At 54.5% G+C, this 3,821-nt stretch carries 2 protein-coding genes; both read right to left on the minus strand.

Features of this window, described 5'->3' with window-relative positions; genetic code table 11:
- Positions 1-716: RagB/SusD family nutrient uptake outer membrane protein (locus tag ACMUOV_RS08525; RefSeq protein WP_413854720.1), on the minus strand; the 716-nt coding region annotated here is incomplete at its 3' end.
- A gap of 14 nt (positions 717-730) precedes the next feature.
- The coding region (locus tag ACMUOV_RS08530; protein ID WP_413854721.1) for a SusC/RagA family TonB-linked outer membrane protein at positions 731-3,821 on the minus strand (3,091 nt) is incomplete at its 5' end.

The following is a 3,821-nucleotide window of genomic DNA, read 5'->3' on the forward strand; positions in this document are numbered from 1 at the left end:
GTTGAGATGCCGTCGATGCGCCCCCAGTTGCGGGAGCCCAGCACCGTAAGGTCATCGGCATCCTCTACCAGGAAGTCCCGGTGGGCGATGGGCAAATACTTGTAAGCCGAGTCGCAGTCGGCAATGATTTGCTTCACGCAATCGTCGTAGCTGTCGCGAACAAAACCATTACTCCAATCCTTGACGGGTTCGGTCAAGATAGGATACCCCAGGAGGTTCCCGTCTGTACCCACGCCGCCGAACTTCTGCAACAGATCCCACTGGAACCAGGCGCGCAGCGCATAGGCTTCGCCCCACAGCAGGTTGGTAAGCAGCTCGTTCAGGTGCTCGTCCAGCATATAACGTACCTTTCGGCCGTTCCCATCCTTGAGGAAAAGGTTGGTATTGTATATGCCTTGATAATCCCTGGTCCAATAAGTCTGGAAAGGATTGTTGTCGGAAGAATTCACACCAATAGCCATGCGGCTTATGGCATCTGTCTTGGAAGTACGCACCGCATTGTCGGTCATGCAATCCAGATAGGCACCTTCGTTATTGTTGTAATTGGTGGAAATCCACTCATAGCATTCGCCCAGCAGGCCCTGCATGGCGGTTGGACTGGAGACCACATAGCCCTCGTCACGGATGGCCGAAGGGTAGGGATCCAGAAATCCACGGCAGGAACCCAGTACGAATAATGTTGTTGCGGCAAGGGCCGCCTTTGTCCATATTTTCATATTCACAGCGTCCATCAGAAAGTGATTTTAAGTCCGCCGATCACGGTGCGCATCAGAGGATAGTTGGTTATACCGGAACTCAAAGCCTCGGGGTCTACATCCTGAATGCCGGACAGGGTAAGCAGGTTGTTGGCGCGTGCATACACACGGAAACCACGGACCACCCGATCTATTTTCAGCGCCTTCACCGGAATCTCGTATCCCAGTTCTATGCTCTGGAACTTGAAGAAACTGCCATCCTGCAGCCAACGCCCCGACATCTGGAAGTTATTGTTCACTTTGTTATAAGTGAGCCGGGGTGCGGCAGGGTCGTTGATGTGCTTCAGGGTATAATAGGAGTAGTTGGAGTCGCCCCAGCCATTCCAGAAATAGGCATTGGAAAGCTGTGCGTCATAGAAGGCACGGAACGTACCGGAAACGGTCAGGTCGATCCCCTTCCAGCCCAGTCGCAGGTTCAAAGCGCCCACCAGTTTGGGAGCGCTGTCACCAATTACACAGGCATCGGAGCTGTCCACATAGCCGTCACCATTCATGTCCTGATAGCGGAAGTCGCCTGCCTTGAGGGCATCGTCAAAAAGCTGGGGCACCTGAGTGGTCTCATCGTCGGAGGCAAATTGCCCCAGATACTTCAGACCCCAGATCGCCGTAGCCGACTTACCGACACGAGAACGGTAGTCCTCAGCGTAGTTCAAGGCATCGGTCTTGAGGATGGTAGAGGCATGCGAAGCAATCCAGCCTCCAATCTTGTAGTCAAAATCCCCTACCCGGTCCTTCCAGCTGACGCTCAGTTCCACACCTTTGTTCAGGTTGGTGTCGTAGTTCAGGTAATAGCTTCCTGTAGATATGCCGGCAGTGAGCGGGACAGCGTTCTGCATCTGGGTAATGATGCCGCTCTGACGCTGTATGTACCCCGTGAGACTCACATCCAACCTTTTGCTGAAGGCCGTCACATCCACACCGGCGGAGAGTTCGGCCCGCCGTTCCAGCTGCAAGTCCGGATTGCCCAGCATGGACAGGTAAGTCCGGTCTACATTGGCGCCGGTTGTACTGCCAAACCACTGATTGGTGCTGTAGGGACCAAACTTCTGGCCACCGTTATTCCACGTGTAGTTATCTACGTCGCGATTGGCGCTTGTACGGGAATCATAGGAGAGCCAGCTGCCCTGCACGCGCAGTTTCAGGAAGTCTATCTGACGGGCGCCCTTCATGAACGGCTCATCAGAGATAATCCAGCCCAGTCCCAGGGACGGAGAGAACGACCATGCCTTGAGCAAGGAATAGGTTCCGTGCCCGTTCAGGGCTGCCTGGGCCAGGTACCGGCCCTTGAACGCATACGTCGCGTTAAAACCCGCGTTCATCTCGCGGCGATGCTCAGTGATGAACTTCTGGTTGCGCTGGGTAATCATGTAGTCGGCCGACAACTTGAGGTCGTGCTCGCCGAACACACGTGCATAATCCACTTTCTGCACCAGATAAAACCGGTTGGAATAGTAATCCAGCAGGTTGGTTTTTTTGGCCCTCTCTTTCACCGAGTGACTGGAACTCTGTACGGGAACCACAACGGTCTTGCCTTCCTCGTCCAGGCCGCTTGTAATCAGGTAGGCGGCATAGTCCTCGGAGGTACCCAGCCGAACCAGGTTGGTAGAGCCGTAAGCCGCATAAGTTGTGGACTTGAGTCCTTTGGTAATCACATCCAAGTCTATCTCCAGGCGCAGGTTAAACAGCGCATTGCGGATGGTCTCGGTGTAGGAACCATTCTCCAGGATATTGGCAATAGGGTTTTGCGTATACTGCGTACTCACGGCATACCAGGGAGATTCCAGCTTTTCCGAATTGTCGGCGTATACGGGGAACGCCAGCTGCGGAATGGTGGTGATATGTCCCAGGATCTCCGGCAACTCAAACACGTTCGGATCTGTACCGTAGCCATAGTTGTTGGACTGACGGATGCTGATAGAGGACACAATCCCAAAGGAGGCCCTGATGAATTTATTCAGCTTCACCTCCAGGTTGCCGTTGATGTTCACATTGTGATAGCCGGACTTCGGCCCCATCTTGTAAATGTCGTCCTGCCCCACGTAACCCAGATAGGCGTAGTACTTGACAATGTCGTTTCCGCCGCCGGAAGAAACGCCGGCTCTGGTATAGTTCATGGTGTTGCGGAGCATCATGGAACGGAAGTCCACGGCAGGATGGAAATAGTCGTACGGGTCCTTTTTCTTGTAAGCCATGATATCCTCGGCTGTATACAAAGGATTCAGGCCACTGTTATAGCGGGCCAGGTTGTTCAGCTGAGCATACTGTGCCGCATTGGTGAAACGCGGCATGCGGTCCACCAGGTTCACACCCTTTTCAAAGCTCACGTTCAGATAACGGTCGTTGTGGGCGCCGTTCTTGGTCCGGATAAACACAATGCCATCGGCCGCAGTAGGACCGTACATGGTCTTTTCCAGGCCGTCACGGATAATGGTCACGGACAAGATTTGTTCGGGATCCAGCGGGACCTCGTTTATCTGCACAGGGACATCGTCCACCACATACATCAATTGACGGCCGCGAGCCGTTACGGAGATGGCGGTAGCGGCACCATACTGGCCAATGTGCTCCAGCGGACTCACACCTACCTGACCATAGTTCTCCCGCACTTCCACGCCCGGCAATACGCCGGTGAGGGCGTTGCGGATATCGGCCGACGAATAGCGGGCCAGTTCCTCCCCGCTGATGGTCATGGTTGAACCCAGCGAGTAACGCTTCTTGAGGGAAGTATACGGGAGCGTGATATCGTCGGCATCTCCGGCAAAAATAATGTCCGGAGTAAGCACCACGGAATCGGAGTCTACCAGCACGTTGGCACGAATGCTTACGCCTTTGTAACCCGGCATTTCTACACGGACCACGTCACTCATGGCGCAATTCACGCTCACGCGGCCATCGGCGTCGGTGATGTAGCGCCCCAGGCCTTCACCAATGGAGACTTCGGCGCCAGGCAGCGGCGAACCATTGTTGTCCACCACGGTAAAGCGAATACCTATCTGCTCGGCGGAAGCATTCTTTTGCGCCTGGGCCACGAAGGGGAATACGCAAAGGATCAGCGCACACAAGATA

Origin of the sequence: Candidatus Ruminimicrobium bovinum, from assembly GCF_902760015.1 — a bacterium.
GTDB classification, from domain to species: Bacteria; Elusimicrobiota; Endomicrobiia; order Endomicrobiales; family Endomicrobiaceae; genus Ruminimicrobium; species Ruminimicrobium bovinum.